Source organism: Helicobacter cinaedi PAGU611, from assembly GCF_000284635.1.
In the GTDB taxonomy this organism is placed as follows: Bacteria; Campylobacterota; Campylobacteria; order Campylobacterales; family Helicobacteraceae; genus Helicobacter_C; species Helicobacter_C cinaedi.
This window is the reverse complement of sequence record NC_017761.1, coordinates 2,042,174-2,068,185: the sequence shown is the minus strand read 5'-3', so window position 1 is coordinate 2,068,185 and position 26,012 is coordinate 2,042,174. Positions and strand designations below refer to the sequence as shown.

Genomic DNA, 26,012 nt, shown 5'->3' with positions numbered 1-26,012 from the left:
CTTAAACATTTCACATTTTTAAGGAACTCTTATGTCGGCATTAAAACAATCTATCCTTTCGCCTTTTAGGGCTTTGGCAACGCTTTTTAGAGAGCTAAGATTTGAGCTAGATGATCTTATAAGATTTAAAAGCCTTAGCTTAATGGAGAGTGAAAGATATTGGCGGGTGATTTTTGCACAAGTCATTTTGGTGGCGTTTTTAGGCGGGAGCTTAGGGGCGATATTGCCATGGATTGGCTTTATAGATTCTAACATTGTCAATGGCATTGTTATCATAATGGCAATTATTGTCCTTATAGGTGGCTTTGTGCTTTTTGCACTCAATGTAAGAATCACAGCTAAAAGGCTAAAGACTTTGCATAAGGAATTGATAGAAGAATCTGCTCATTCCGTAGATTCTAACTTCTCTTACTTTTCAAGCTTTTTTATCCGCTTTATTACGCCAAAATATTTTTACATCTCTCTTGTGATTCTTGTCATCATTATGGCGTGTGTGCGGGTAATGTTTGAAAATATAGAGTATGAAGTAAAATATGAAGTAAAATCTGTTGTCATTTTTCTTGTTGTGGTGGGGACTTTTATAAGCTTGTTTTATAGCATTATCCTTGTGCCAAATCTCACAAAAATTTTGGATATAAAGCAATTTAGCCTAGATTTTAAAACAATGCTTTTAAGCATTGTGCTTTTCTGTGCGGGATTTTTGCTTGTAGGCTTTAGTTCTATGGTAATAGGTACTCTCTTCTATACTTATGAAGATTTTGTTTGCTTTCTTTATATGTTTTATGGTGGAATGGGGCTACTACTTTTGGGGTTATGGCAATATAGCGGGACATATATGAAAATCTGGCTTGTTGTAGCGGCGTATATTGTTTTGACATATTTGATTATAGTTTTAAGTGTATCTCCAGATCGCTTTTATCGCCTTAAAAATATTGAAAAAGAGGCAACGCTCATACCTGCCCTGTTCTGTTTTTTGCCGCTTTTAATATGGCATATAAGGCAAAGGGCGTTTGCGGGGGTTCTTGGCATAATATGGATATGTTATTTAGTGAGTTATTTGGTGAATGGCCATTTTGCTATGTATTTAGATGCTGCTACATTTTATATTTTTGCGATGATTGGCTTTTATTGCGTGAGATTTTTTGGTGAGAGTGAAAGCTTCTTTGGGAAGTTTATAAGGCTATTTTCTAAACTATGGATATGCGGAAGTATCAGTGGGCTAATCTTTCTCATTCTTTTCTTTAATGACATTACATTTGCGTTAGTCAAGGCTGTTGTAGCGTCGTTACTTGGCTTCTTTCTTAGCTTAAGCTTACAAAGGCTCAAAATGGAGTATTTTTCCTTGCTTTTGCTTGTATTATTTAACATATTTATGGGCATTTATCCTTTTTTATCTTATTTGCACTTTTGGGGCGAGTCTGCATATAATGCTAACTACACGACACTTCTATCTAGCTATTTTGTTATCTCTTTTATTTTGCTTTTTTTGTTTGCTCTCTCAAAGCTCACGGGGGCAGATTCTAAGTATCAAAGCCTTACACATCTTAGACTTTGTCTTGTGCTTTGTTTTAGTGCTATGATTGTATTTTGTATAAAATATCTCGATATAACCCTAAATGGTTATCTTCATAGCATTGTTTATGGCATTGCTATTCGGGATTGGGAGGCAATGGAAATCCGCGTGTTTTTTATCATTCTTTTTAGCCTTATGCTTTTGGGGCTATTTTGGCAGTATAATGTTTTATTTGCCCTAAGCTTTGTGGGCTTAATAGCAGATTTTATATTTTTCCCAAGATTAAGTGTATTTTTTATCCTGCTCTTTTTTGGTATGTTATGGGAGATAGCTAAGATTCTATTCTTGAATAGGCAAAGGGCAGAATCTATAAGCTAGATTCTATGTGAAAGCTCTTAGAGTTGCTTTAAGAGCTTGTCTATCACAAGCTCATTTGCTTTCACAAAATTTTTAGCAAAGCTTTCATCTTCTAGGCTTTGCAATGCCACTTCTTGCGTGATAATGCCACTTTTGCTACTTTGTGTCGTTGAAGTATTCAGCACTTCATAAAACACACTCATTTGTGCCTTGTATTTACCGCCATCTTCTACCACTTGTAAGCCAAGCAAAGAAAGTTTTAGAATCTTATTTAATTTTTGTGTGCCAAAGGGCGAGATTGCCACTTGAAAGCAGTTTTGCTCTAAGGCTTGTAAGAGATTAGATTCTAACATTTTGTTTGGGGAATCTACCCACTTTTTATGCTCTAATTCACTTATTTGCAGTGTTTGTGTGTTGTGTAAAATAATAGCCGTATCATTAAAAGGTGCATTAGCATTCACTTGCAATAGCCCGATTTTGCCTTTATTAGCCTTGCACTTTGCGTCATTTGCTTGAGTTTGAAGCTTTTGCAAACTAAAGTATGTTACCTTTGGAATCTGTGAGGCGATTTTCACATCTACACAGCTACTAAGCATAAGTATAGTTACTATTCCAAGCCCTAAGATTCTATATTTTTTACTCATTTAATCCCCTTATTTAGATTTGTCATTTTGTTTGCCAAAAAGGCTATCATAAGGATTTTTATCCACCTTATCCACAAAACGCGTGGCTGTGTTAAAAAACCTACTCATATCTTGCAAACTCCCCTGCAACTGCAACAGCGTAGGAGTGAGAATTTCACGCACATTATATTCGCCATTTTTCATATTTTTATCCATTTGTGCGCTAAGACTTACTAGGGAGCTTGTGCTACTTCTTAGCTCCTTTATCATCTCTGTAAGATTATTAAGATTTTCTTCATTAAAAGTGCGATTAAGATTAGCAAGTAGGGCGGTCATATCTTCACTAATCTCCCCAGCCTTACCTAGAATCTTATCCAACCCTCCCTTATCAAGCATAATCACCCTATCTCCTTGCTCATTAGCTTGTAATGTCTCACCTTCACCCTGAATGAGTGAAAGATAATTTGCCCCTGCTAGTCCCTGTGAAGCCACGATGACTTTAGCATTTTGCTTTATCTCAAGCTTTGAATCTATAAGCATAGCAATAGCAATAACCCCACTTTTTATATCTTTAAAGCCCACAGACTGCACTCTGCCGACACTTATACCCTTATAGTGAATAGGCGTATTTGTGCCTACTCCGCTTACCTCATCAGCACTATATGCGTAATATCGCGTATATTTTGCTGAATCTAGCTCAAAGCGATTAAGCCACAGCACAAAGAGAATCATTAAGATTAAAATTATAAAAAATATCGCTCCAATCCACACATACCGCACATTTCTTTCCATATCTCACTCCTAGTTTAACTTAGTCTTATGCAAATTCCGCTCATCAAAATCCTGCCAAAATCGCTCTCCCCTTTTGCCAGAGAATATTTTAGCTTGAGTAAAGCCCTGCTTCTTTTGGGTGTAAAGCTCATCTAAACTTCCCTCAAACACTATTGCCTTATCTTCTAACAAAATTAGCCTATCCACACTATCTTTTATAGAATCTAAATCGTGCGTTACCATCACAATGGTGATCTTTAAAATTTCCTTGAGCTTTAAAATCAGCCTATCAAACCGCTCCGCACTTTGTAAATCAAGCCCACTTGTAGGCTCATCTAAAAATAAAATATCAGGGCTTAATGCCAATGCCCGAGCGAGAGCTACACGCTTTTTCATTCCGCCAGATAGCTCATAGGGGTATTTATCCACTACTTTAGAATCTAATCCTACTAAATCAAGCCACATTCTTGATAAACGCTCTATTGTGGCATTATCATAATGACTTTTCTGAGTAAGTAAAAAGCCGACATTATCTAAAACATTCATAGAAGAAAACAACGCCCCAAACTGGAACATCACGCCACAGCGATTTAAGATTCTATCGCGTTTAGATTCTGCTATGTCCAAAATATTTTCATTAAAAAATTCAATTTTACCACTTCTAGGCTTCTCCAAAAAAAGCATATTTTTTAATAAGGTGCTTTTGCCACTGCCACTACCGCCTAAGATTCCAAAGATTTCACCTTTTTTCACAGCAAAGCTAATCCCATTGTGAATAATATTCTCCCCATACTGCGTATAAAGCTCTTCAACACGAATAATATTCATATATTTAGCCCCGTGGTGATAATTGAAAAAATCGCATTAATTAAAATCACCCAAAAAATCGCATTGACTACACTCTTAGTCGTCTCAATCCCCACAGATTCCGTATCACCCTTGACATATAGCCCACGAAAGCACCCTACAAGTGCCACTGCCGCACCAAAAAATGGAGCTTTTATCACACCAACCCAAAAATTATTAATCCCCACATACTCATAAAATCGCTCCAAATACTGCATAAAATCTAAACCTGTTTGCATATTAATCGCAAGAAAACACGCAAATAAACTTACCGCATCAGCTAAAAACACAAGCAAAGGCATAATAATGACTAGAGCTAAGATTCTAGGTAATATGATATAATCAAACAGGCTAAGATTCATCGTTTTTAACGCGTCATTTTCTTCAGTGAGATTCATCACACCTATTTGAGCGGCAAAAGATGATGAGCTTCTCCCAGCTATTACAATAGCTAAGATAAAAGGTCCCATTTCACGCAAAGAGAGCTTTGCCACAATCTCCACGCTCATTAAAGGTACACCCATTTTTTCTAGTTGCAACACCCCTTGTAACGCAATAGCATAGCTCACAATAAAAGCTGTGAGTAATGCCACAGGCAAAGCTTTAAAGCCAGATTCATTAATATGATACATTATAGAGCCAAGCTTAAAATGCCTAAGATTCCAACAAGAGCGAAAAAAGTAAAATGAACACATTCCGAAAAAATTTAAAAAATCAAGGCTACTTTGGTAGGATCTCTCACAAAATTTTCCAAAATCAAATAAAGCACCATAAAACATAGAATGTGATTTAGACTTAGAATTTTCAAGCTTTGGCAGAGATTCAACCATACTTTGAAAAATTTCTTTCACTTGACTATCTGCATTTAGAATCTCATAATCTTTCCCCTCTAAAAGCCCATAAATAAAAGCACAAAATACAAAATCTACCTTTGTAATCTCCAAAAAATCAAGGGTGATTCTTTCATTTGCACTAATGAGTTTAGAAAGAAAATCTTTAGACTTCTTATCAAGTGAGTAATCGCACGCCCCTTGAAACTTTATAAGCATTCTACCACTTACAAAGCTCACTTTAAAATCCATACTTTCCCTTTAATCTCTCTTAAGTTGAACCAGAGATTATAACAAAAGCTTGTAATGTTGGGTTACACAAAATAAGAATCTGCTCCTTTATCCACACCAAAAACGCCAAAAGTATGAAAAATTAGGCAAAAATAAGGATTTTTAGCTATAATCAACGGGAAATTTTGTGATATAGCTACACGCATTATTCACACATTCAAATAAAGCTCTAGGCGGTTTAGAAGTGCTTTTTCACATTTTCACTTCTACTACTACCCCTACTTTTAAATCTATATTTTAAAGGACATTTTATGAAAATCTCACTTCCCAAAAGTTTGCTTGAAACAGCACTCACAAATTGCCAAAATTTCCTTGATAAAAGAGATAGATCACAAATCACATCTCACATCTGCTTTGAAGCAAAAGATGATAAGCTTATCCTTAAAGCCACTGATTATGAGATTTGGCTTGAATCTCATATTAATATCCAGCCTCAAGCTCAAGGGAATGCCACAGCAAATGGGAAGCAGATTCTAGATATTATTAAACGATTAAAAGATGGTGATATAAACCTTGAAGCAAAAGAAGACACACTTCACATTTCACAAGGACGCTCACGCACAAAACTCCCTATGTTTAATGCCGATGAATTCCCTAGATTCCCAGAATATGATAATAACGCACAAATCAACATAGAAGCTCAAAAATTCCTGACTTCGCTAAAAAGGATTAATCCCGCAGTAGATACAAATAATCCAAAATACGAGCTTAATGGCTCTTTGCTTGATATTAAAGAATATGGATTTAATTTTGTCGCCACTGACACACGCCGCCTAGCTGTGATTGAATATAAAAGTCAATCTATTAACGCCCTTTCTCTTATCATTCCTAAAAAGGCAATCAGTGAAATTTCTAGGCTCTTTATAGATCATCTTGAGATTTATCACAACCCTACACATCTTATTTTGAAAAACAATGAATACACTTTCTACACAAAGCTCATTAATGGAAAATTCCCTGATTATGAGAAAATTATTCCTAAAGAATTTAAGTATAAGATTCTTTTACCAAAAGATAAATTTGTTGATGCCCTGCAATTTGTCAAATCCCTTGCAAATAACATCAAAATCACACTTTCACCAAATGAAGTGCTTTTTGAATCTTTGAATGAAGAAAGCGGTGAAGCTTCCACACAGATTGAAGCACAAACAGGCATAGAATCTTTAACTTTGGGGATTAACTCTAAGTATATCCTTGATTTTCTCTCACAAATTGATGGAAATGAATTTACCTTTTGTATCAATGAGTCAAACACCCCATTTATCGTAATGAGTGAAAACTTCTCAACTGTGATTATGCCTGTGATTCTCTAAGAACACAGCTCAACTTTTATCTGTCTTTGGAGTTTATTATGGAAAAAAAAGAATATCAAGCAAGTAATATTAAAGTTTTAAAAGGCTTAGAAGCGGTGCGAAAACGCCCCGGAATGTATATAGGCGATACAAACTCTGGTGGTTTGCACCATATGATTTATGAAGTGGTGGATAACTCCGTAGATGAAGCTATGGCAGGGCATTGCGATAGAATCAATATTACACTCACAATGGAAGGTAGTGCCATTATTGAGGATAATGGACGCGGGATTCCCGTAGATATTCACCCAACTGAAAATCTCCCTGCTGCCACACTTGTGCTTACAACACTTCACGCTGGAGGGAAGTTTGACCAAGATACTTATAAAGTCTCTGGAGGGTTACACGGGGTAGGTGTATCTGTGGTAAATGCCTTATCTAAAAAGCTTATTATGACGATTAAGAAAAATGGGCATATCTACCGCCAAGAGTTTGCACAAGGGATTCCACAAAGTGAGCTAGAGATTATCGGTGAGACAAAAGAGCACGGCACGATTATAGAATTTTACCCCGATGATGAGGTAATGGAAGTGCTAGAGTTTGATTCACAAATCCTTACTCGTAGATTTAAAGAAATGGCTTATCTCAATCACAACATTACAATTTATTTTAAAGATGAACGCACAGGACAAGAAGAATCTTATCATTTTGATGGGGGCTTAAAGCAATTTATCCAAGATGTGAATACAAAGCCCTTAGTCTCTTTAATCATTAGCTTTGAAGCCCTAGAGCAGGAAACTGAAGTAGAAATTGCCCTAGCTTATAATGAGGGCTATGATGAGAAAGTATTAAGCTTTGTGAATAATATTAGAACACCTGATGGTGGGACACACGAAGCGGGATTTAGAGCGGGGCTAAGCCGTGCGATTATGAATTATATTGAAGCCAACGCCAACGCACGAGAGAAAGATTCTAAAGTTACAGGTGATGATGTCCGTGAGGGGCTTGTAGCCATTATCTCTACAAAAGTCATTGATCCGCAGTTTGAGGGGCAGACAAAAGGAAAGCTAGGTAGTGCGTTTGTAAAACCTATTGTCCAAAAGCTCACTTATGAAAAACTCGCTAAATTCTTTGAAGAAAACCCAACGGAAGCTAGAATCATTATGCAAAAAGCCATTATGGCAGCTCGTGGGCGAGAAGCGGCAAAAAAAGCACGAGATCTTACACGCAAGAAAGAAAGCTTTTCAGTGGGGACATTGCCGGGCAAATTAGCAGATTGTCAAAGTAAAGATCCTAGTGAATCTGAGATTTATTTAGTTGAGGGCGATAGTGCGGGTGGTAGTGCGAAACAAGGGCGAGATAGAGCGTTTCAAGCGATTTTGCCATTGCGTGGGAAGATTCTCAATGTGGAAAAATCTCGCCTTGATAAGATTCTAAAAAGTGATGAAATTAAAAATATGATTACTGCTTTTGGCTGTGGTATAGGAGATGAGTTTAATATAGAAAAGCTCCGCTATCATAAAATCATTATTATGACTGATGCTGATGTAGATGGTAGCCATATCCAAACGCTTTTAATGACATTTTTCTATCGCTATTTGAAACCTTTAGTAGAAAATGGACATATCTATATCGCCCAGCCACCACTTTATCGCTACAAAAAGGGCAAGACAGAAATTTATCTCAAAGATGAAAGGGCGTTGAGTGAATATCTTGTAGAAAATGGTATTGGGAATTTTAGCTTTGAGGGCATTGGGAATAAAGAGCTTTTAGAAGTGCTGAAATTCATCGCCCATTATCGCTCTATCCTAAAAGAGCTTGAGAAACGCTACCCTATGATTGATGTGGTGCGTTATCTTGTGGAAAATGATAGTTTTGATAATCTCACTTTAAATGAACTTAGTCAAAATATAGAATCTTATCTCCAAGCCAAAGAATGCAATATTTTAAATAAAATTACAAGTGAAGAGCAAATCACGCTGTATGTGCAAACAAAAGTAGGGCTTGTGGAGCTGGGCATTAATGATAGCTTGTTTATGGATAATTTCTTCCAAGAAGCACGATTTATTTATCAAAAAATCGCCGATAGGGATTTAGACTTTTTAAAAGGCAAAAATCTTATTGCGTTTTTAGAAAAGATTGAAGAAAGTGCGAAAAAAGATGCCTATATCCAACGCTACAAAGGCTTAGGAGAGATGAATCCAGATCAGCTGTGGGAGACTACAATGACACCGGCAAACCGCACACTTTTGCGTGTGAAGATTGATAATGATGCGGATACTGATGAGATTTTCACACTTTTTATGGGCGATGAGGTAGAGCCAAGACGAGCCTATATCCAAGAACATGCCAAAGATGTAAAACACTTAGATGTGTGATTTACATCTCAAAACCGCTAAAAAGGCTTTATCGCCTATGGAATCCTCGCTTTAGAATCTAAGAAAAACCACAAAAAGAGCGATTAAGATTCTATTTTCACGCTTTTTAGAATCTTCTTGTTACCTTTCTATCCATAACAAAAAAACTTATACAAAACATAATTTACTTTCAATACTTACAATGAACTTCGTTATATTTATTTTTAATATAACGAAAATCTTTCATTAAAGGAGTTCTTATGAACAAGTTTTTGGTTTCATTGGCTTTAGTTTCTAGTTTGAGTATAAGCTCTCTTATCGCAGAATCTAGCACATTAAATAAAACAGATTCTAAACTTCTTTTTGGCACAGCACAAAATGTTAATGTAGCAGTGTTAAGTGAAAATGAGATGAAGGAGACTAAGGGAGAGTTTGTTGATGGATTGGTATTGACAGCTACCATTATTGGAGGTGTAGCAGCCGGATTTGAAGTATATGATCGTGTTAAAAGTTGGTTTGATTAGGACTTAATATGCTATTTTTACGACAAATTGCTTTATTAGTCTTATTTACTGCTCCCGCTTTTGCGGGAGTTGGTGCTTATGTGGCAGCAACAAATGGTGCTTTGTATTATCATTGTTTAAAGAGTGATGATTGTAGCTTTTGCAAAACCTGTCCTAAGACGCAATACACTCTAGGCATAGGTGGAATCTACCTTAATCAATCTAAGGATTTTGATTCTAAAGATTCTGGTGGATATGTGAGATTTGCCTTTAGTGAGTTTTCACCAAAGCAACGCTTTAATTTCACGCTTAACATACTGCTTGGAGCGGCACAACACACTTCAAATCCACAAGCTCTTTTTGCGACACAAAATCCCACAGCAAGTGTATTTTTTGAGCTTCGTCCAAAGGTGGGAGTAAATATTTTAAGCCAAAATCTCCCACTTTTTTTGAATCTCGCCTATACATTTGAGGGCTATAATCCTAATGTTGGCGATTCACGATATGATTTATACAAGCTTTTGTATCATTCAGTAGGTGGGGAGTTAGAGGGATTAATCTTTATAAATCCAAAGCTTAGGCTTACATATAGTGCGGGGTATGATTATATCTTTAGCGGAGGGTATAAAACATCTCAAGGGAAAGCAAAGTTTGATAATGGCTCTACAATCAGGGCGAGTGTAGGCTATGTGTATGCTTTGAATGAGAAGCTTTCATATTATATGAAGATTCAAGGCAAGATTCAAAACTTTGAATCCGCCCCATTACTTACCCAAAAAACACAGGAGCAATACATCGCTGGAGTTGAGCTAGGGCTGGGGTTTTAGTTAATGTCCTTAGCTTATGGCAGGGAGTTTTAGAATTTCTTTTCTCAAAGCCCTAAATATATCTTAAATTTAATTTCTAGCTGTATTTGGGGCGTGATATTTGGCTTTAATGCGTTTATCAAATAACTATCAAATCATAAGGAGTCATAACAAATGCGAGTAGCTAAGATTTTGTTTCTTACAAGCGTATTTGTTTGCACTCATAATATAGCCCTTGCAGATTCTCAAGATTCTAAATTCTTTGGACAGGCGGGTATTGGCGGGGTGTATTATGACTTTTGGGGCGAGAATATCAGCAGTTTTGGAGCGTATCTAGGCGGTGAATTTGGCTGGGAGTTTTTCAATCGTGTGCATACGACCTTTGGCGTTCGCCTTGGTGGAGGGCAGAGCAAAGCATCGCAAGTGCTTGGCGTTGCAGAATCTGCTGGTTTTGTGATTTCTGATCAATATGTTAAGGTTGGTATAAATATCGCAGGAGTGAATGCACCACTTTATGTGAATCTTCTCACAGAGCAAAATAATCACAACAGCAAAAGTGGCTTAAGTCGTAATCTTAGTTTGCTTGGAGCGGAGATTGAAGGGGCATTGCCATTAGGAAATGTCGCAAAGCTAGAGTATTCTGTGGGTTATGCTTTTAGTACAGGGGATTCATCATATTCCATTGCGGAGAAAATCTCATACATTAAGAAAGACCCTTCTCAAAGCTATGTGTTAAGTGCGAGTGTGGGCTTTGTGCGGAATCTAAGCGATAGCATAAGCTTTTACACTAAACTCATCGGCAAGTATCAAAATCTTAATGGTGCATATTATAGCGATGGCACACAGGGCTATCCAAGCTCTAGTAATATTGTAGGAATGCTGGAGTTTGGCTTTAGGGGATTATAAAATGTCTATGCTTGACTTTAGGCGTGTTATAGGGAGTATCGTCTCTTTTGGCTTTGCTCCATTGCTGCTTTGTGCCAAGCCAGTGAGTGTTGATGAAATTTTTACCAAAACTTCGCAATTTAAGATTCTAGGGAATCTTAGCTATATTAATATTCATCATTCACAGCTTGATGTCGTGCAAATACCACAGCAAAATAGCAGTGTCATTAGTGTGCCTATTCATAGCAAACTACATCAAGATTATTTAAATTTTTCGCTTCAAGCTCGTTATGGCATTATGAAAAGAGTAGAAATTTTTAGCACTTTAAATGCTTTTTGGCAGCAAAGTCTTTTTGAAATAAATCATAGCTTTAGCACACAGCAAAGGGCAGATTTTAACTCATTTGCACTAGGTTTTATCATTCAAGCAAAGCAAGAAGGAAAGTTTCCCGCCTTACTTCTTGGAGGAAGTGCTGATGTAGCAAACAAAACATACTTATCCCAAACACAAAATATGTGGCAGTATGGCAAGGGATATTCGGCTTTTGCCCTTAGCTTTTACACGATTGACCCGCTTGTATTTTTGCTCCAAGCTAATGCAAGATTCAATCTTCCACAAGATTTTGAAAATATTCATTTCAACCTTGCTGATATGTATTCTCTTAGTCCAATGGTGTATTTTGCGATAAATCCCTTTGTGTCGCTTAATGCTGGAGTGCGGTATCAATATAGCACAAGAGCTTATGCCAATGATAGAATCCAAGCTCAAAGCTCATCTGTGGGCTATATTTTTGGTGTGGCGTATGAGATAAAATCCCGTCTTATTCTTTTTGCAAGTGCGGAGAGTTTTAAGAGTGCGTTTTATTCAAGCGATACGCTTTTGCTTATGCTTTCATATAGAATCTAATGTATTACTTTAGAATCTTGCTGTTTTTGTGGCTTTTTGCAAGTGGGGCAAAGGCTCACTCACTCTATAATGAACCCTTTTATATCACAAAGCCTTTGCATTCTTGGATTGAACTAAGAGATGAAAATCTCACGCGTCAAAAGTATGATTATAGTTGCGGGGCGGCTTCACTCTCAAGTGTTATGAGTTATTTTTATGATGTTAAGGTAAGTGAGCGTGAGATTTTGGACTTTTTACTTTCGCATAAGGGCATTAGCGTAGATAAAAAGCGTGAGATTGAAGTAGATAATGAGCTAAGGGAAAAAGCTCATCTTTCTTTTAGCGATTTGGCACTTTTTGCACAAAGCAAGGGGTTTCGCACACAGGGCTTGGCTTTAGACTTTGAAACATTGACAAAATTGCAAATTCCAGTGATTATTTATGTCAATGTGCGAGATATGGAGCATTTTAGCGTGTATAAAGGGGCAGATTCTCATTATGTGTATTTGGCTGATCCGAGTTTAGGTAATATCAAAGTCAGCAAGGGGAAGTTTTTAGAGATGTTTTATCAACGCGATGATTTGACCTATCCGGGCAAGATTCTAGCGATTTTAAGCGATACGCATAAGGGTAATGATACATTTTTCACACATAAGACAAATACGATGATATATAAGGCCATACAAGATAAGGCTTTGGACTAAACTTGCAGAATCTTAAATCCCAAAAAGGAAGATTCTTGCGTTTAAGATTCTCTATCAAGTTTCATTTAGCCCACAAACCCGCTGATAATATCTCCCATTTTTTCACAGCCTATCAGCTTTGAATCTTTATCCATCATATCGCCTGTGCGATAGCCTTCTTTCAAAGCAAGATTCACCGCATTCCGCACCGCTTGTGCCTCTTGCTTTAGTCCAAATGAAAGCTCTAACATCATCGCCACGGATAAAATCGTGCCGATGGGGTTTGCCTTGTCTGTCCCGGCAATATCCGGTGCGCTGCCGTGGATTGGCTCATATAGCCCTAAAGTGTCTTGAGAGAGTGAGGCAGAGGGGATTACGCCAATGGTGCCTGTGATGACACTTGCTTCATCGCTCAAAATATCCCCAAACATATTCTCCGTTAAAATCACATCAAACGCACTAGGGACACGGCAAATCTGCATTGCTGCATTATCCACATACATATGGCTTAGACTTACATCGGGATAGTCTTTTGCCACATTTTCCACCACTTCACGCCATAAACGCGATGAGCTCAACACATTTGCCTTATCCACGGACACAAGGTTTTTCTTGCGTTTTTGTGCGATTTGAAACGCCACTCTTGCGATAGATTCAATTTGAGATTGCGTATAGCTCATCTCATCAATAGCGACTTTTTCGCCATTTTTCTCCTCACACAAATGCCTACCAAAATACGCTCCACCCACAAGCTCACGCACGATAACAAAATCAATGCCTTTTTGCAATATTTCGCTTTTTAGCGGACTAGCATTTTTTAGCTCCGGCAGAAGTGTGGCTGGGCGGATATTAGCAAATACACCTAGCTCTTTTCTAAGTCTTAAAAGGGCAGATTCTGGGCGGTTATGGCTTGGCTCTTTATCCCATTTTGGACCGCCAACCGCCCCTAGCAAAACGCTATCACTACTCTTACAAACTTCCAAACTCTCCTTAGGCAAACACTCCCCACAAGCATCAATCGCACAGCCACCCGCTAAGACTTCCTTATACACAAACTCGTGCTTATACACTTTTGATATAGAATCTAACACCTTTAGGGCTTGTGTGATGACTTCTCTACCGATACCATCGCCCTGTATTACTGCTATTTGTTTTTTCATTCTCTCTCCTTTGTTGCTGCGTTGTCTCTTGTGTGCTTTTGCGGGAGTCTGCAGTGTTGGCTCGGTCATTTGCGTTCAGCAAACTCCCTTCGCCTCCACTTTGACAACCCACAAAATCATCACAAGATACTTCCGCATTGGTATTTTTGTGTGCTTAAAAAAACTAACTCCTGCCTTAAAAAATATAAAAAACTCACAAAGCCTAACAGCAATTACTAGAATCTAGAATCTATAAATTGTCATACTGAGGCGTTAGCTGAAGTATCTAAAATATTAGAATCTAAAAAGATTTTTCGCCTACGGCTCACACGAGTGAAGCTCTTGCCCACACTTGCAAAAATGACAAAGTGCGGAATTTGCTTGAGAATCTAGATTCTAATTTACCCACAAAACCCAAACCCTACTTCTTATTCTTCGCTATCCAGTTCAAATACCCATTTGCATTGATAATCTCTTGTATAAAAGGCGGAAAGGGCGTTGTGCTAAAGCTTTTTTGGCTTTTAGATTCTATAATCTCACCTTTATCAAAGTCAATGCTTACACTATCGCCTTCTTGCAGGAAGTCTGCTATCTCTTGAGATTCAATAATTGCTAAGCCGATATTAATCGCATTGCGATAAAAGATTCTAGCAAAGCTTTTTGCGATAATGCAGCTTATCCCACTTGCCTTAATCGCAATAGGTGCGTGTTCCCTGCTGCTCCCACAGCCAAAGTTCCACCCGCCGACCATAATATTGCCGACTTTTACCTTTTTCACAAAATCCTTATCAATATCCTCCATACAATGACTTGCAAGCTCCCTATGATCTGCGGTGTTTAGATACCTTGCGGGAATAATCACATCAGTATCTACATTATCGCCATATTTATGGATAAATCCTTGTGCTTTCATTTTCTTAATCTCCTTTTGCGAGTAATCCACATTACATAACATCTTGTGGGGAGCTTAGAATCCCCCTTACCGCACTTGCTGCTGCCACTTCAGGGGAGCTAAGATACACTTCGCTTGTGGTGTGTCCCATTCTGCCTACAAAGTTGCGATTTGTAGTAGAGACACATTTTTCATTTGCTGCTAAGATTCCCATATGTCCGCCAAGGCAAGGACCACAAGTAGGCGTAGATACCACCGCTCCAGCTTTAATAAAAGTCTCTAAATACCCACGATTAATGCACTCTAAATAGATATTTTGCGTAGCAGGAATGATAATGCAACGCGTATTTTTTGCTATTGTTTTATCCTTTAGAATATTTGCTGCTACTTCCATATCACTTAGCCTACCATTCGTGCAAGAGCCGATGACAACTTGATCTATCTTTATCTCGCCCCACTGCTCTCTTTCTTTGGTATTTTCAGGCAAATGCGGAAACGCCACGGTGTGATCTATAGAATCTAGCTCAATATCAAAGACTTCTTCATACTCGGCATCTTCATCAGCCTTGTAGATTCTAAACTCCTTGCTCGTGCGTCCCTTAGCGTATTCAATCGTAATGTCATCTACTTCAAAAATGCCATTTTTCGCCCCCGCTTCAATCGCCATATTCGCAATGCAAAGCCTATCATCAATGGTTAGATTTTTTAGCCCCTCTCCGCTAAACTCCATACTTTTATACAACGCCCCATCAACGCCGATTTTACCAATAATATGCAAAATCACATCTTTGCCACTCACATAAGGGCGGAGTTTGCCCTTGAGATTAAACTTCATCGCCTTTGGGACTTTAAACCACGCCTCGCCTGTTGCCATACCCACAGCCATATCCGTGCTGCCCACACCCGTGCTAAACGCACCCAACGCCCCATAAGTGCAAGTGTGAGAATCTGCGCCTATAATCAAATCACCGATTGTTACAATGCCTTGTTCAGGCAAAAGGGCGTGTTCTACCCCCATATTTCCCACATCATAGTAATGCTTAATATCAAAGTCATTGGCAAAACAGCGGCATTGCTGACTTTGCGTGGCGGCTTTTATGTCCTTATTTGGTGCGAAGTGATCCATTACAAGTGAGATTTTATTTTTATCAAAAACTTGCGTGAATTTTGCTTGTTTAAAGGCGTTGATTGCCACAGGCGTGGTGATGTCGTTGCCTAGCACCATATCTAGCTTGGCTCTTATTAAATCATTTGCCTTGACAGATTCTAATCTCGCTCTATCAGCTAAGATTTTTTGACTCATTGTCATTCCCATATTTTGCTCCTTACTGATTGTTGTTTGTCATTTTGTAATGTCTCTAAATACTCTTGCATAGGCAGTGTATCTACCTTCGCACTAAAGATAGCAAAAGATTCTAGAATCTCGCAGCCACAATACTTAAACGCACTTGTAAGCGGACTTAAAATCGTATTAAGGCTATATCCGTGATGCCCATCATAGCTCTCTTTTGCCCCACCCAAAGTCGTAATGACTTGAAACTTCTTGCCCTGCAGTAGCTTAGAATCTTTACCATATAAAATATGTGTTAAAACCCTATCCTGCCACTCTTTCATAAGCGCAGGTGTGCTAAACCAAAATAGCGGAAATTGAAAGATGATTTTTTGTGAATCTTTGAGTAATGCCACTTCATTTTCGGCATTTATCACGCCATCTTTATAAGTCTCATTGAGATTGTGAATCTTCACATTTGAAAGTGTCTTCGCAGATTCTAATAACGCCCTATTGACTTTAGAATCTTTCCAAAATGTGTGTGAAAAAATAAGTAGTGTTTGCATAGAAACTCCTTTTTTTAAAGTTGATTTGATTTATACGCACGATTTAACGCACTGACTAACGCATACACTGAAGCTTTGATAATATCATTATCAATCCCTGTGCCAAAGTATTTCTTGCTATTAGATTCAATCTGCACATAGGCTATCGCCTTAGCATTTGAGCCATTTTTCAAAGCGTGTTCGCTGTAATCTAATATATCAAAGCTTAGATTTAAATGCTCTCTTAACGCATTTGCCACGCTATCAAGCCGCCCATTCCCTTTAGAATCTATACTCATTTTTTGCGGTTTTATTAGCTCTATACGCACTTCACATTCGCTCTCTTTTGTCTCAAAAGCAAACTCGCCTATCTCTAAAAACTCCGCAACATTCACAAAATCCTTTTCAAAAATCGCACATATCTCACTTGGGCTAAGCTCTTTATGTGCTTTATCCGAAATGTCCTTAATATAGTAGGAAAATTCCTCTCTAAAAAGTGGCGGTAAGTTCGCCCCATAATGCTCGTGCAAAATGTAGGCAATGCCGCCCTTGCCACTCTGTGAGTTTATGCGTATCACATCGCTTTCATACACTCGCCCCACATCTTGCGGATCAAGCGGGAGATAAGGCACACTCCAAGTGCTAAGATTTTTCTCTCTGTGATACGCCATACCTTTTGCAATAGCATCTTGATGAGAGCCAGAAAAGGCAGCAAAGACAAGCTTTCCGGCATAGGGTTGGCGTTCATACACTTGCATTTTGGTTACAGATTCATACACATCGCAAATTTTGGGGAGATTGCTAAAATCAAGCTTAGAATCTATCCCGTGTGTGGTGAGATTTAACGCTAGGGTGATAATATCCACATTGCCTGTGCGTTCGCCATTACCAAAAAGTGTGCCTTCAATCCTATCCGCCCCTGCTAAGATTCCAAGCTCCGCACTCGCCACCGCACAGCCCCTGTCATTATGCGGGTGCAAGGATATAAGCACATTTTCCCTATGTAAAAGATTCTTACTCATAAACTCCACTTGTTGTGCGTAGATATGGGGCAGGCTCATCTCAACTGTGGCAGGAAGATTCAAAATAAACTTTTGCTCTTTTGTGGGCTTAAAAATATCAATCACAGCATTGCTGACTTCAAGGGCGTAGTCAATCTCCGTGCCACTAAAGCTCTCCGGCGAGTATTCAAAGGCAAAGTTGCCCTTTGTCTCTTGTGCGATTTGCTTCACGCACAACGCCCCATCAATGGCTATCTTTTTCACATCTTCTTTTGACTTTCTAAAGACTTGCTCCCTTTGTGCGTAGGAAGTTGAGTTATAAAAATGCACCACCGCATTAGGACAGCCTTGTAATGCTTCAAAAGTGCGTTTGATGATGTGTTCCCTTGCTTGAGTAAGGACTTGCAAACGCACATCTTTTGGAATGAGATTCTGCTCTATTAAGGTGCGTAAAAAGCGGTATTCAGTCTCACTTGCTGCGGGGAATCCAACCTCAATATCTTTAAAGCCAATTTGCAGCAGGAGTTTAAAGAATGTGATTTTTTCTTCTAAATTCATAGGGGTGATTAGGGCTTGATTCCCATCGCGTAAATCCACGCTACACCACAAAGGTGCGGATTGTATATGCTCTTTTTTGCTCCATTCTAAATACGATTTAGAATCTTTGTTAGAATCTGGGGGCATAAAGTAGCCTCGTTTGTATTTTGTATGATTCATAAAAACTCCTTGTAAAAAATGCTGCAAAGGCTTAAAAAGCCCTTTGATTGTAGCAATAAAAAATACAAAAATAATAAAAATTTTCTACAAAATCAGCAAAAGTTGCAAAGAATAGAAAATTTGGAATCTTTCTAGCGAGTTTTTATAGAATCTTGCTTAGGTTTATTAGCTTTCTTGGCTAGATTCTGCCTTTTTGATAATCCACCCTTTTTCACTTGGAAGTATGGCATATCGCTCCGCAGTGTGTAAGTCAAAGACATAGCATTCACTGCTTTCAAGTCTGCTTCGCTCTACCGGAATGACTTTAAGCCTATCTTTTATTTCCTGCATATCCTCACACATTGCGCTAAATCCGCACATCATCAATTTATACCGCATAAGATTCTCCCATAAAATTTTATGTAATATTGCCATTTTATTTTTACGCGATTTTAAAGCTAAAGGGTTGTGATTCTATGCTTGAAAAAGCTAGAATCACAAGATATTAGACCAGTTACTTACTCATCAACATCTTCGCCAGTTATATACTTTGCAATTGGGTCTTTTCCATCGCAGATAGTATAAGCCCACGAATCAGGCTCATGATCAAATTGTTCAAAGTAGTAAGCATATTCTTTTTTTACATATTTCATCGCTACAATATTGCAAGCTTCTTCCCCTGCTTTTGCTCCCATATTTTCCGTGTATGTGGCTGTTAGTTCGTTGATGAGTTTGATAAAATCTTTAGTTTTCATTTTTTTAAGCGATTTGCTATATCACTCATCAAACACTCTTTGACCATCACCTCGCCCTTCATATCCACCTTCAGCTATCTTAACAAACTCATCATACCCATCTATAGTATTGTTTTGATTTAAATTAGCAAACACAGAGCCAAAAGCGTAGCAGCTCACACTGATTCCTGCAATCATCAATAAACTGACGAATAACTTTCTCATAAGTGTCTTTTTTGTGTAAATTCCTTTGGTAGAAAGGTAAATCAATCCTACAAAAAACAACTTTTAAATCTTGGAATAAAAAGTGTAAAGCAAGGGTAAGTTTGTGGCAAAAAGCTTAGATTCTAGTTTAGAATCTAAGAAATGTGAAAAGCATAGAATCTTGTAGGGGTGAGTTTTTGGGGCTTTAAGCCTTATTTTTCACTCTCAAAAATAAAAGGCACACTTTTAATGCCTGCTTCCATAGTCTTTTGATTAAGACGCATTGTGTCTTTGATATCAATATTAATAAAGCTTGAAGGCACTTTGGAATTTGGTGTATAGACTTCTTGCAAAAGGGCGAGTTTTTGCTTATTATCTTTCATATCAGCTGCCCTTTCTCGTAGCATACTTGCCTTCAAAGGTGAATCTTTACCCACAAAGCCCACAATCAGCATATAGACATTAGAATCTGCTAGGTGTTTATCAATGTTTTTTAGCTCTTTTTGACAGCTTGGGCAGTTGGGATCGGAGATAATGTAGGTGATTTTTTTACTATTTTTGTTTTTAGATTCTAAAATGATGTAGTCATCTTTTGGAATCTGCTTAAAAAATTTGCTTAGCTTTTCATCATCGGGGGTGTCGTTTTGTGTTTGCTTAATGAGTGAGCCTACCGCTCCCATATCCTCATTATTGCTAGAGAAAAAGACATTTGACACACCTATAACCGCCCGTCCATCGCCACTTGCAAAAATCGGCACTTGCATTTTGCCTACTTCAATCAGCACGAGTTTAATGTTTGGCGTGGATTTAAGATCTTGGATTTTTAGGATTTTTGCGTTTTGTTTGGTGCTATATTTGATTGTCTCTTGCAGGGTTTGCTCAAAATTCGCCGCCAAAGCAAGACTAGAAACAAAGCTAGAGATAAGGCTAAGAGAGAGAAGAATCTTTTTCATCTATATCCTTTGTGAAGTAAATTTGGGCTAAGATTCTATAATGTTTTCACAAATACAAAGGCAAGGCGTAAAGAAATGAAAGGTGTAACGAAAGGCGTGAAGATTCTAAGCTCAAAGCACTATCCTTATACATATAAGTTTTTTAAACACAAAAATTTTAAATCTAGCTCTTACAAGGCGTGTCGAAATGTATTTGTCTTGGGGCTTGGCTCAAATATGGCTTTGAAAAATAGGGGCAGTGTGGAGATTTTAGAATCTGCTTTTGCTTGGCTAGATTCACACTCACGCATTCGTGTTTTGCAAAGCTCTCCTATTTGGCGTAATCCGCCCTTTGGCTTTGCCCTGCAAAATGACTTTTATAATGTAGTGTTGCTGTGTGAGAGTAATTTAAGTTTGGTAGAAATATTTGGGCTTATGTTTTATATGGAAAGACGCTTTGGGCGTGAGCGTAAAAGGGCATTTAAAAACGCACCCCGCACATTAGATGTGGATTTGATTTTATTTAATACTTTGAATCTGCAATGGAAGCATTTGTATGTGCCACATAGATTCTACACGCAAAGGAGTTCAGTAATGCTGCCGATGAGTTTTATAGAATCTTTGTGTTAGATTCTGCGTTGTCTTTTGGCTAGAATCGGCGATTGCTTCACCTTGTGTTTCGGCACTTACTTAAAGTAAGCTTCTCGCACAAGTCTCGCAAAGCCCCGATTCTAGCTCAAAAATACTTTCGCAGTGGTGTTTTTGTGGGTATTGCAAATCCTAAAAGCCTAGAATCTAGAATACAAGCAGTTCGCGTTTTAAGCGGTTAAGAGAATCAATTTGTGCCTTAAGTTTATCAATCTCAACATCAATTTGTGCGAGTAAATCAAAGCTAAGATGTTCGGGCATATCCTGTGAGCCGCGTTTAATCATAATATAATCCACAAGCGAGATTTTAGCAATATTAAGCAAGATATTAATGTCATCGCGTATATCTTCTATGCTTTTAAAAATTTCATCTATTTTTTCCCACATTTTCACTCCTTTTTGTTGGTTTAGGCTTATTTCAGTCCTGCACTGATGAGCGTATGCAAGTGTATCGCACCTTGTATGTGTTTGTGCTTATCTGTGATGACAAGGAGCTGAATCTTATTATCTTCCATCATTTTGAGTGCATCATAGGCTAGAATATCGGGCGTATCGCATACTTTTGGATTTTGTGTAGCGTAAGCACCGACTTGAGATTCTAAGCTAAAGTCTTGCTTCATCATTGCGCGTCTTAAATCCCCATCGCTTAAAATCCCCCAAATCACATTATCTTTAGCAATAATGGCATTGCCAAGTCGCTTTTGGCTCATAATGATAATAGCTTGAGATAGGGGCATTTCTGGCGGGATAATAGGCAAATCTTGCGTTTGCATTAAGTCTTTAAGCTTGACAAAAAGCTGTTTGCCTAACGCTCCGCCGGGGTGAAAAGAGGCAAAATTTTCCGCCTTAAATGCTCGTCTTTTCATAAGGCACACGGCTAACACATCGCCAAGGGCAAGGGTAAGCGTTGTGGAGCTTGTAGGGGCGATATTAAGTGGACAGGCTTCACGCTTAATGCTAATGTCTAAAAAATAATCGCCCAAAGCGGATAAGGGCGAGAGCTTGTCTCTGCTCATTGTGATGATAGTATTACCAAAGCGTTTGATATGCGGAATAATGCTAAGGAGTTCTTCACTTTTCCCACTATAACTAATGGCAAGGAGAATGTCATCTTTTTGTAACATTCCCAAATCCCCGTGCAGTGCTTCTGTGGGGTGTAAGAAAACGCTTGGTGTGCCTGTGCTTGAAAGCGTGGCAGAGATTTTTACACCAATAAGCCCACTTTTGCCTACACCGCATACGACAAGCTTCCCACGAGAATGAAAAATCTTTTCTACAATCGCTTCAAGTTCCGCTCCATTTATGCGTTTTATAGCTTCAAGCAGGGCTTGAGATTCTATCTCTAGCACTTCTTTTGCAATCTCTGCGTAATTGAGACTTTTCATTATGCGTCCTTTAAGTATTTCAAGGATTTAGATGACATAAATCATCGGCACAATGGTTGGATATTTTTTGACTTTTTTGAAAATATGTCGCTTGAATGTGTTATGCACTTCATTTTCAAGATTCTTCGCATTAAAGCCTTCTACCTTGAAGTTTTTCACCACAAATTCAAGTGTGTCATTCATCTCTTTTTCAAAGCCTTTATCTTCCTTGTCCGCTACAAGTCCGTAGCTTGTGATTTTTGTCTCCAAAATCTTGCGATCTTTGCTAATTTTAGCTGAAATAATCACAATGCCATCACTTGCTAAAGCCTGTCTGTCAAGCACGACATCATTTTCAATTTGGCGGTTGATTTGATTATCAATAAATGTTTTGCCATTTTTGACACTGCGGATTTTTTTCATATAGTTGGGATTGACTTCTATTTGATCGCCATCTTCCATAAGCAGGATATTTTTCTCCATTACCCCACAAGCAATGGCAGTTTGCTTATGTCTAGCGATGTGATTGTATTCTCCGTGCACTGGCAGAAAGAATTTTGGCTTCACAAGTCGTAGCATTAGCTTTTGTTCTTCTTGTGCGGCGTGTCCGCTTACGTGAATCTCGCTAAAGTCTTGGTAAGCCACTTTCGCTCCGGCTTTCATAAGGAAATTAAGCACGGTGGAAACAGAGCCTTCGTTGCCCGGAATGGCTTTAGCAGAGATAATCACCATATCGCTTGGCTTAATTTTAATATGCCTATGCTCATCTGTCGCCATACGATATAACGCACTCATTGTCTCGCCTTGAGAGCCTGTTGTTACAATCAATACTTCTTCATCGGGGTATTTTTCCACTTCGTGTGCTTCAATAAAAATATTTTGCGGCAAGTCAATGTAGCCTAGCTCTCTAGCAAGTTCAAGATTCTTCTCCATTGATCGCCCAATGACGGCGACTTTGCGGTTGTATTTTAGCCCGTGAGTTATGGCTTGATACACGCGATGAATATTTGAAGAGAATGTGCTCATAATCACACGCCCTTGGGCTTGTTTGAATAATGTTTCAAATGTCGGTCCTACACTTGCTTCGCTGGGCGTTACTCCGCTGCGGTGGGAGTTTGTAGAATCGCTAAGTAAGAGCATAACGCCTTCTTCTCCATAATGAGCTAGGCGGTGTAAATCGGTGGGGAGATTATCCACAGGGGTGTGGTCTATCTTAAAATCGCCGGTGTGGATAATCACACCTGCTTCTGTGCGTATGGCAAGGGCGGAAGCATCAATAATGGAATGCGTGATATTAATCCACTCTACTTCAAATGCACCGATCTTTATGGGTTTGCGTTTTTCAACAATTTTGAAAAATGAGCGGAATTTTTTTAGCCCGTGCTCATCAAACTTGCTGCCTATCATACCAAGTGGCAGTGGTGTGCCATAGATAGGGAATTGTAAGAGTTTAAAAAGATAAGGCACAGCACCTATATGGTCTTCGTGTGCGTGAGTGATGATAACTCCAGCAATTTTGTCTTTAATCGCAAAAAGATAGCTAAAATCTGGCACGAGAATATCCACGCCGTGCATATCTTCATTAGGGAAGCTCATACCCACATCAATGACGATAGCTGAATCTTGTGTTTCAATCACGGTGATATTTCCACCAATTTCGCCAAGCCCACCAAGTGGTGTGATACGCACACTTGCTTTTGTGTTGAGATTAAGCTTGTTGTGGGCATTAAGGCTTTGGCGTTGGATTTTCTCATTTGCTTCCACACCCCTTTTTAAATCTTTGTGTAAGCCTAGATTGCCTTTTTCATTTACATCTCTTACTTCGCGGATTCCATTTATGCTTTCATCATTTTGGGCTTTGTTGTGTTGAGCGTGGGGATTTTTGCCTTGCCATCGTCTTTTTTCAAAGTTTTTTTGCCCTTGATTTGTATTGCTTTGCGTGTCAGTTTGTGCATTGCCCTGCGTGTTTGCGTAATTTTTAGAATCTCTTTGCTTGAAGCGATTGTGAAAATTCTTTGCTTGATTTTGGCTAGATTCTGTAGAATCCGAAGTCATATCATTGGCTTGTTCCTCTGGGCTTTTTTTCTTGAATCTATCTGTGAATTTACTGAATCTGCTGACTTGGCTGCTCTGCTCTGGTGTTTTTTTTTCCATTGTTTCTTTCTCCTGCATTTTCTTGTCCTCCATTATCATTTCCTTTTTTGAGAGTGTTTAAAATATGGTGAAAACTTTCTGTCTTTACTTCGTGTGCTCTTGCATTTGGCTTCACATTTGCAGATTCTAAAGCTAACTCAACGCTTTTTTTATCAAAGGATAAAGAAAGATTTTTAGCAAGTGTTTTGCGTGGTGAGCAAAAGGCAAGTTTTAAAAAAGCTTCCAAATCACAGAGAGAGAAATCCGCATTTCCCTGTAATGGATTTTTATGTATCACAAAGACTGATGAGGTTACTTTGGGTATAGGGGAGAATGCTTCCTTTGGCACATCAAAAAGCAATTCTGCTGTGCCTAAACTCTCAACTAAAACGCTTAAAGCACAAAACTCTTTTTCACCACTTTTGGCACAGAACTTTTGTGCGACTTCCTTTTGTGTCATTACGATAAAGCCACGACAGAATCTATCATGCAAAAGACGCACGATAATATGTGTGGCGATGTAATAAGGAAGATTTGAGACAACCTTATACTCTTGTGTGTGTAACCACGCTTGTTGTGATGGGCGATTTAAAACATCTTCATAAATGATGTGTAATCGCCCACTCTCTATTTGCTTAGAAAATTTTTCATTAAGTAAAGAACATAAGTCTAAATCGACTTCATAGGCTATCAAGGATTCTATTTTCAATAGCTCTTGTGTCAAATCACCCAAGCCAACCCCAATTTCAACGCACTGAATAGGCAAAGTGGGAATGGATTGGACAATCTTATGAATATAGTGAGAATCTTGCAAAAAGTTCTGTCCTAAACGCTTTTTGGCGTGATGTGCAAGATTCTGCATTTGCTCAAAGCCCTAACCTTTATTTTAGAAAAATCAATTATAGTAAAAATATGCAAATATTTTATTTTATTAAGGAGTATTTGGCTATGATACACGCTAAATGCTACATTTTAAGATTTTATGTGAGATGTGAATCTGCTATTTGATTATTTCTTTGATTGATAATGGAGTTAAATTTAATGAGCCTTGCGAAAAGAATTATCCCCTGCCTTGATGTCAAAGATGGACGCGTGGTGAAGGGTGTGAATTTTGTGGATTTAAAAGATGCGGGCGATCCTGTGGAGATTGCAAAAGCATATAATGATGAGGGTGCTGATGAGCTGGTGCTGCTTGATATTTCTGCGAGTTATGAAAAACGCAAAACAATGCTTGATGTGGTGGAGAAAATCGCTCAAGTTACATTTATCCCTTTTAGCGTTGGTGGCGGAGTGGGATCGCTTGAGGATATATCGGCTTTGTTGTATGCGGGGTGTGATAAGGTTAGCTTAAATAGTGCGGCGATTAAGAATCCTGCTCTTATTAATGAAGGGGCTAAGAAGTTTGGCTCTCAATGTATCGTGGTGGCTATTGATGCGAAAAAATCGCCAAGTGGCTCGTGGAATGTCTATCTTAATGGTGGGCGGATAGATAGCGGAAAAAACTTGCTTGAATGGATAAAAGAAGTGTGCGATAGGGGAGCAGGGGAGATTCTGCTTACAAGTATGGACGCTGATGGGACAAAAAATGGCTATGATAGATTGATGATAGAAGCTGTGGCGGATAGTATCCCCGTGCCGTTAATCGCAAGTGGCGGAGCGGGGAAGATGCAGGACTTTGCCGATGTGTTTGAATCTGGAGCAAGTGCGGCATTAGCTGCAAGTGTGTTTCATTACAAAGAAATTGCCATAGCAGATTTGAAACAATATCTTGTTGAATGCAAGATTCCTGTGAGAGTATAGGGGGTGGGCGT

General features: G+C 38.6%; 27 protein-coding genes and 1 pseudogene. 10 read left to right on the top strand and 18 right to left on the bottom strand.

Features of this window, described 5'->3' with window-relative positions:
- Positions 1-31 precede the first annotated feature (31 nt).
- Positions 32-1,891 (top strand): hypothetical protein, encoded by a 1,860-nt coding sequence (locus HCN_RS10480; RefSeq protein WP_002956066.1) that lies wholly within the window; start codon positions 32-34, stop codon positions 1,889-1,891.
- A 17-nt stretch (positions 1,892-1,908) separates the two neighbouring features.
- Here the strand turns inward: HCN_RS10480 and HCN_RS10475 are convergent, their stop codons facing one another.
- Genes HCN_RS10475 through HCN_RS10460 form a run of 4 tightly spaced genes read right to left on the bottom strand, consistent with a single transcriptional unit; the run spans position 1,909 to position 5,192 of the window.
- On the bottom strand, positions 1,909-2,514 hold the full coding sequence (locus tag HCN_RS10475) for an ABC-type transport auxiliary lipoprotein family protein (RefSeq protein ID WP_014667485.1): 606 nt from the start codon (positions 2,512-2,514) through the stop codon (positions 1,909-1,911).
- Positions 2,515-2,523: 9 nt separating this feature from the next.
- The gene (locus tag HCN_RS10470) at positions 2,524-3,285 is read right to left on the bottom strand and encodes an MlaD family protein (RefSeq protein ID WP_014667484.1); all 762 of its coding nucleotides are present in this window, start codon (positions 3,283-3,285) and stop codon (positions 2,524-2,526) included.
- A gap of 9 nt (positions 3,286-3,294) precedes the next feature.
- On the bottom strand, positions 3,295-4,092 hold the full coding sequence (locus tag HCN_RS10465) for an ABC transporter ATP-binding protein (RefSeq protein WP_002956062.1): 798 nt from the start codon (positions 4,090-4,092) through the stop codon (positions 3,295-3,297).
- Positions 4,089-5,192 (bottom strand): MlaE family ABC transporter permease, encoded by a 1,104-nt coding sequence (locus tag HCN_RS10460; RefSeq protein WP_002956061.1) that lies wholly within the window; start codon positions 5,190-5,192, stop codon positions 4,089-4,091. Before HCN_RS10460 ends, HCN_RS10465 begins: the two co-directional genes overlap by 4 nt.
- Positions 5,193-5,482: 290 nt before the next feature.
- On the opposite strand from HCN_RS10460, the gene dnaN reads away from it, so the two are divergent.
- The 7 genes from dnaN to HCN_RS10425 all read left to right on the top strand — a co-directional run bounded on the left by dnaN (position 5,483) and on the right by HCN_RS10425 (position 12,664).
- Positions 5,483-6,544 (top strand): DNA polymerase III subunit beta, encoded by a 1,062-nt coding sequence (dnaN, locus tag HCN_RS10455; RefSeq protein WP_002956060.1) that lies wholly within the window; start codon positions 5,483-5,485, stop codon positions 6,542-6,544.
- 38 nt (positions 6,545-6,582) lie between these two features.
- Positions 6,583-8,901: a DNA topoisomerase (ATP-hydrolyzing) subunit B gene (gyrB, locus tag HCN_RS10450; protein ID WP_014667483.1), complete on the top strand. Its 2,319-nt coding sequence runs from the start codon at positions 6,583-6,585 to the stop codon at positions 8,899-8,901.
- 239 nt (positions 8,902-9,140) lie between these two features.
- A complete protein-coding gene (locus HCN_RS10445; RefSeq protein WP_002956058.1) occupies positions 9,141-9,404 on the top strand; it encodes a hypothetical protein in 264 nt (87 codons plus the stop codon).
- Between the two features lie 8 nt (positions 9,405-9,412).
- On the top strand, positions 9,413-10,210 hold the full coding sequence (locus tag HCN_RS10440) for a hypothetical protein (RefSeq protein WP_002956057.1): 798 nt from the start codon (positions 9,413-9,415) through the stop codon (positions 10,208-10,210).
- 153 nt (positions 10,211-10,363) lie between these two features.
- Positions 10,364-11,095 carry a hypothetical protein gene (locus HCN_RS10435; RefSeq protein WP_014667482.1) on the top strand — a complete coding sequence of 244 codons (732 nt, stop codon included), beginning with the start codon at positions 10,364-10,366 and terminating at the stop codon, positions 11,093-11,095.
- Position 11,096: 1 nt separating this feature from the next.
- The gene (locus HCN_RS10430; protein WP_014667481.1) at positions 11,097-11,981 is read left to right on the top strand and encodes a hypothetical protein; all 885 of its coding nucleotides are present in this window, start codon (positions 11,097-11,099) and stop codon (positions 11,979-11,981) included.
- On the top strand, positions 11,981-12,664 hold the full coding sequence (locus tag HCN_RS10425) for a C39 family peptidase (RefSeq protein WP_014667480.1): 684 nt from the start codon (positions 11,981-11,983) through the stop codon (positions 12,662-12,664). The genes HCN_RS10430 and HCN_RS10425 overlap by 1 nt, the downstream gene beginning before the upstream one ends.
- A 65-nt stretch (positions 12,665-12,729) precedes the next feature.
- On the opposite strand, the gene leuB is transcribed toward HCN_RS10425, so the two are convergent.
- From leuB to HCN_RS10380, 10 genes and pseudogenes are all read right to left on the bottom strand, one after another.
- Positions 12,730-13,803, bottom strand: coding sequence for a 3-isopropylmalate dehydrogenase (gene leuB / locus HCN_RS10420; protein ID WP_014667479.1), 1,074 nt, complete (start codon positions 13,801-13,803; stop codon positions 12,730-12,732).
- A 16-nt stretch (positions 13,804-13,819) separates the two neighbouring features.
- Positions 13,820-13,945, bottom strand: a pseudogene (locus tag HCN_RS12635) (cysteine synthase family protein); the annotation flags it as partial.
- A gap of 258 nt (positions 13,946-14,203) precedes the next feature.
- Positions 14,204-14,695 carry a 3-isopropylmalate dehydratase small subunit gene (gene leuD, locus HCN_RS10415; RefSeq protein WP_014667478.1) on the bottom strand — a complete coding sequence of 164 codons (492 nt, stop codon included), beginning with the start codon at positions 14,693-14,695 and terminating at the stop codon, positions 14,204-14,206.
- A gap of 31 nt (positions 14,696-14,726) precedes the next feature.
- The gene (leuC, locus tag HCN_RS10410; protein WP_002956050.1) at positions 14,727-15,989 is read right to left on the bottom strand and encodes a 3-isopropylmalate dehydratase large subunit; all 1,263 of its coding nucleotides are present in this window, start codon (positions 15,987-15,989) and stop codon (positions 14,727-14,729) included.
- Positions 15,980-16,510: an NAD(P)H-dependent oxidoreductase gene (locus HCN_RS10405; protein ID WP_014667477.1), complete on the bottom strand. Its 531-nt coding sequence runs from the start codon at positions 16,508-16,510 to the stop codon at positions 15,980-15,982. The genes leuC and HCN_RS10405 overlap by 10 nt, the downstream gene beginning before the upstream one ends.
- 14 nt (positions 16,511-16,524) lie before the next feature.
- Positions 16,525-18,207, bottom strand: a complete 1,683-nt coding sequence (locus HCN_RS10400) for a 2-isopropylmalate synthase (protein WP_014667476.1) — start codon at positions 18,205-18,207, stop codon at positions 16,525-16,527.
- Positions 18,208-18,372: 165 nt separating this feature from the next.
- Positions 18,373-18,585, bottom strand: coding sequence for a hypothetical protein (locus HCN_RS10395; RefSeq protein ID WP_002956047.1), 213 nt, complete (start codon positions 18,583-18,585; stop codon positions 18,373-18,375).
- 119 nt (positions 18,586-18,704) lie between these two features.
- Positions 18,705-18,941, bottom strand: coding sequence for a hypothetical protein (locus HCN_RS10390; RefSeq protein WP_002956046.1), 237 nt, complete (start codon positions 18,939-18,941; stop codon positions 18,705-18,707).
- A 21-nt stretch (positions 18,942-18,962) separates the two neighbouring features.
- On the bottom strand, positions 18,963-19,145 hold the full coding sequence (locus tag HCN_RS10385) for a hypothetical protein (RefSeq protein ID WP_002956045.1): 183 nt from the start codon (positions 19,143-19,145) through the stop codon (positions 18,963-18,965).
- A 191-nt stretch (positions 19,146-19,336) separates the two neighbouring features.
- On the bottom strand, positions 19,337-20,077 hold the full coding sequence (locus tag HCN_RS10380; protein ID WP_014667475.1) for a DsbA family protein: 741 nt from the start codon (positions 20,075-20,077) through the stop codon (positions 19,337-19,339).
- Between the two features lie 75 nt (positions 20,078-20,152).
- Here HCN_RS10380 and folK point away from each other — a divergent pair, with 75 nt between their 5' ends.
- Positions 20,153-20,686 (top strand): 2-amino-4-hydroxy-6-hydroxymethyldihydropteridine diphosphokinase, encoded by a 534-nt coding sequence (gene folK / locus HCN_RS10375; protein WP_014667632.1) that lies wholly within the window; start codon positions 20,153-20,155, stop codon positions 20,684-20,686.
- Positions 20,687-20,851: 165 nt separating this feature from the next.
- On the opposite strand, the gene HCN_RS10370 is transcribed toward folK, so the two are convergent.
- Genes HCN_RS10370 through rsmA form a run of 4 tightly spaced genes read right to left on the bottom strand, consistent with a single transcriptional unit; the run spans position 20,852 to position 25,063 of the window.
- On the bottom strand, positions 20,852-21,091 hold the full coding sequence (locus tag HCN_RS10370; protein WP_002956042.1) for a DUF2443 family protein: 240 nt from the start codon (positions 21,089-21,091) through the stop codon (positions 20,852-20,854).
- A gap of 26 nt (positions 21,092-21,117) precedes the next feature.
- Positions 21,118-22,089 carry a KpsF/GutQ family sugar-phosphate isomerase gene (locus tag HCN_RS10365; RefSeq protein WP_014667474.1) on the bottom strand — a complete coding sequence of 324 codons (972 nt, stop codon included), beginning with the start codon at positions 22,087-22,089 and terminating at the stop codon, positions 21,118-21,120.
- A 27-nt stretch (positions 22,090-22,116) separates the two neighbouring features.
- Positions 22,117-24,255: a ribonuclease J gene (locus HCN_RS10360; RefSeq protein WP_014667473.1), complete on the bottom strand. Its 2,139-nt coding sequence runs from the start codon at positions 24,253-24,255 to the stop codon at positions 22,117-22,119.
- The gene (gene rsmA / locus HCN_RS10355; protein ID WP_002956039.1) at positions 24,173-25,063 is read right to left on the bottom strand and encodes a 16S rRNA (adenine(1518)-N(6)/adenine(1519)-N(6))-dimethyltransferase RsmA; all 891 of its coding nucleotides are present in this window, start codon (positions 25,061-25,063) and stop codon (positions 24,173-24,175) included. The genes HCN_RS10360 and rsmA overlap by 83 nt, the downstream gene beginning before the upstream one ends.
- A gap of 179 nt (positions 25,064-25,242) precedes the next feature.
- On the opposite strand from rsmA, the gene hisF reads away from it, so the two are divergent.
- Positions 25,243-26,001, top strand: coding sequence for an imidazole glycerol phosphate synthase subunit HisF (gene hisF, locus HCN_RS10350; RefSeq protein WP_002956037.1), 759 nt, complete (start codon positions 25,243-25,245; stop codon positions 25,999-26,001).
- Positions 26,002-26,012 lie beyond the last annotated feature (11 nt).

What these genes read in the sequence shown, in the direction of transcription:
- hisF (WP_002956037.1), top strand. Translation starts at nt 25,243, where the DNA reads ATGAGCCTTGCGAAAAGAATTATCCCCTGCCTTGATGTCAAAGATGGA.
- leuB (WP_014667479.1), bottom strand. Translation starts at nt 13,803, where the DNA reads ATGAAAAAACAAATAGCAGTAATACAGGGCGATGGTATCGGTAGAGAA.
- HCN_RS10380 (WP_014667475.1), bottom strand. Translation starts at nt 20,077, where the DNA reads ATGAAAAAGATTCTTCTCTCTCTTAGCCTTATCTCTAGCTTTGTTTCT.
- HCN_RS10465 (WP_002956062.1), bottom strand. Translation starts at nt 4,092, where the DNA reads ATGAATATTATTCGTGTTGAAGAGCTTTATACGCAGTATGGGGAGAAT.
- dnaN (WP_002956060.1), top strand. Translation starts at nt 5,483, where the DNA reads ATGAAAATCTCACTTCCCAAAAGTTTGCTTGAAACAGCACTCACAAAT.
- HCN_RS10430 (WP_014667481.1), top strand. Translation starts at nt 11,097, where the DNA reads ATGTCTATGCTTGACTTTAGGCGTGTTATAGGGAGTATCGTCTCTTTT.
- HCN_RS10480 (WP_002956066.1), top strand. Translation starts at nt 32, where the DNA reads ATGTCGGCATTAAAACAATCTATCCTTTCGCCTTTTAGGGCTTTGGCA.
- HCN_RS10460 (WP_002956061.1), bottom strand. Translation starts at nt 5,192, where the DNA reads ATGGATTTTAAAGTGAGCTTTGTAAGTGGTAGAATGCTTATAAAGTTT.
- HCN_RS10370 (WP_002956042.1), bottom strand. Translation starts at nt 21,091, where the DNA reads ATGTGGGAAAAAATAGATGAAATTTTTAAAAGCATAGAAGATATACGC.
- HCN_RS10405 (WP_014667477.1), bottom strand. Translation starts at nt 16,510, where the DNA reads ATGCAAACACTACTTATTTTTTCACACACATTTTGGAAAGATTCTAAA.
- leuC (WP_002956050.1), bottom strand. Translation starts at nt 15,989, where the DNA reads ATGGGAATGACAATGAGTCAAAAAATCTTAGCTGATAGAGCGAGATTA.
- leuD (WP_014667478.1), bottom strand. Translation starts at nt 14,695, where the DNA reads ATGAAAGCACAAGGATTTATCCATAAATATGGCGATAATGTAGATACT.
- HCN_RS10425 (WP_014667480.1), top strand. Translation starts at nt 11,981, where the DNA reads ATGTATTACTTTAGAATCTTGCTGTTTTTGTGGCTTTTTGCAAGTGGG.
- rsmA (WP_002956039.1), bottom strand. Translation starts at nt 25,063, where the DNA reads ATGCAGAATCTTGCACATCACGCCAAAAAGCGTTTAGGACAGAACTTT.
- HCN_RS10475 (WP_014667485.1), bottom strand. Translation starts at nt 2,514, where the DNA reads ATGAGTAAAAAATATAGAATCTTAGGGCTTGGAATAGTAACTATACTT.
- HCN_RS10400 (WP_014667476.1), bottom strand. Translation starts at nt 18,207, where the DNA reads ATGAATCATACAAAATACAAACGAGGCTACTTTATGCCCCCAGATTCT.
- HCN_RS10435 (WP_014667482.1), top strand. Translation starts at nt 10,364, where the DNA reads ATGCGAGTAGCTAAGATTTTGTTTCTTACAAGCGTATTTGTTTGCACT.
- gyrB (WP_014667483.1), top strand. Translation starts at nt 6,583, where the DNA reads ATGGAAAAAAAAGAATATCAAGCAAGTAATATTAAAGTTTTAAAAGGC.
- folK (WP_014667632.1), top strand. Translation starts at nt 20,153, where the DNA reads ATGAAAGGTGTAACGAAAGGCGTGAAGATTCTAAGCTCAAAGCACTAT.
- HCN_RS10470 (WP_014667484.1), bottom strand. Translation starts at nt 3,285, where the DNA reads ATGGAAAGAAATGTGCGGTATGTGTGGATTGGAGCGATATTTTTTATA.
- HCN_RS10390 (WP_002956046.1), bottom strand. Translation starts at nt 18,941, where the DNA reads ATGAAAACTAAAGATTTTATCAAACTCATCAACGAACTAACAGCCACA.
- HCN_RS10395 (WP_002956047.1), bottom strand. Translation starts at nt 18,585, where the DNA reads ATGCGGTATAAATTGATGATGTGCGGATTTAGCGCAATGTGTGAGGAT.
- HCN_RS10445 (WP_002956058.1), top strand. Translation starts at nt 9,141, where the DNA reads ATGAACAAGTTTTTGGTTTCATTGGCTTTAGTTTCTAGTTTGAGTATA.
- HCN_RS10385 (WP_002956045.1), bottom strand. Translation starts at nt 19,145, where the DNA reads ATGAGAAAGTTATTCGTCAGTTTATTGATGATTGCAGGAATCAGTGTG.
- HCN_RS10365 (WP_014667474.1), bottom strand. Translation starts at nt 22,089, where the DNA reads ATGAAAAGTCTCAATTACGCAGAGATTGCAAAAGAAGTGCTAGAGATA.
- HCN_RS10360 (WP_014667473.1), bottom strand. Translation starts at nt 24,255, where the DNA reads ATGGAGGACAAGAAAATGCAGGAGAAAGAAACAATGGAAAAAAAAACA.
- HCN_RS10440 (WP_002956057.1), top strand. Translation starts at nt 9,413, where the DNA reads ATGCTATTTTTACGACAAATTGCTTTATTAGTCTTATTTACTGCTCCC.